General features: G+C 44.7%; 2 protein-coding genes and 1 pseudogene. 2 read left to right on the forward strand and 1 reads right to left on the reverse strand.

All coding sequences use genetic code 11. The features are described 5' to 3' along the window. Positions 1-302: 302 nt before the first annotated feature. Positions 303-668, reverse strand: coding sequence for an inner spore coat protein CotNE (cotNE, locus tag ACWHAR_RS21790; protein ID WP_003227093.1), 366 nt, complete (start codon positions 666-668; stop codon positions 303-305). Between the two features lie 89 nt (positions 669-757). On the opposite strand from cotNE, the gene ACWHAR_RS21795 reads away from it, so the two are divergent. Beyond that, positions 758-1,192: a DUF3255 family protein gene (locus ACWHAR_RS21795; protein WP_015715009.1), complete on the forward strand. Its 435-nt coding sequence runs from the start codon at positions 758-760 to the stop codon at positions 1,190-1,192. Next, positions 1,173-1,290 (forward strand): annotated as a pseudogene (locus ACWHAR_RS21800) (hypothetical protein); the annotation flags it as partial. The gene ACWHAR_RS21795 and the pseudogene ACWHAR_RS21800, both read left to right, overlap by 20 nt.

The raw sequence follows: 1,290 nt of genomic DNA on the forward strand, positions 1-1,290 counted from the left end.
TGAGCAGTTTGGCGGCATTGATTCAGCTGCTGCAAGCCGTGTTGTGTATTATGCATGAATGATCCCTCCATGTATCGATTGACGTGAGTCGGTATTATCATGCAACCTGATTGAAAAGAAATTCTGCAAATGAGGAATTACAATTATTTTCCTCAGGCCCTCTACCTTTGAATGAAAACGGTAAAGATTGTATACTGGGTACAAACCCTTTTTATGTAAATGTTTCGTTTTAACATATAAGTATTGCGGAAAACGAAACCCTGAAATGGGAGAATCGTATTCCGCTTTTTTTCTTTGTTTGCTCAGAAACCGCCTTCCCCTGCAGTAAATGGGATATTCAGCCTGTTTTCTACTGTGCGGAGGCGCTGATTGAGCCGATTTAGGCGGCGTGTATGGCGTTCAACAGCCTGGCTTAGCTGATTGACCTGTTCGGCAATCCGTGCAATTTCCCGATTTTGACGGCGGTCTTCGTTTGTCAGACGGGTTAATTCTCTTGACTGCTGTTCATTTTGCCGTTCAAGTGCTGCGATTCTTCTTTCCAATGCCGGCTGTCTGTCCATTTGGTATGGATCGTATACATCCTGCTGCGGATAAGGATTGTACTCATAGTGGCTATAGTAAGGTTCCTGCTGAGGCAGCTGAGGGCTGTAATATTGATAAGGGTTCATGTGATCAGTCTCCTTGTGGGTGAATTCCTTATAACTTATGTAGTCATTGGCACAGTGGCACGGCATTCGCCCAAAAAAAGGAGAAAAGGATGGTGATCCCCTTGAGAAACAAATATGGCATTTTGTTTTTAATTGCTGTATGCATCATGGTATCGGGCTGCCAGCAGCAAAAAGAAGAGACGCCGTTTTATTACGGAACGTGGGATGAGGGGCTTGCCCCCGGGCCAACGGACGGCGTGAAATCAGCAACAGTCACATTTACCGAAGACGAGGTTGTGGAAACGGAAGTGATGGAAGGAAGAGGAGAGGTACAGCTGCCTTTTATGGCATACAAGGTGATTTCCCAAAGCACTGACGGGTCTATCGAGATTCAGTACCTCGGCCCCTATTATCCGCTCAAAAGCACGCTGAAAAGAGGAGAAAACGGGACATTGATATGGGAGCAAAATGGCCAGACAAAAACGATGACAAGAATCGAATCAAAGACCGGCAGGGAGGAGAAAGATGAGAAATCAAAAAGCTGAAAGACTGGTGGCAGCGGGGCTTGTTTTACATATTATTCAGTGGATATTTATATTATGGGCTTTTCTCAAAGTCAAACATTTATTTAGTGACTATACGA

The organism is Bacillus sp. LR--39, from assembly GCF_053613335.1.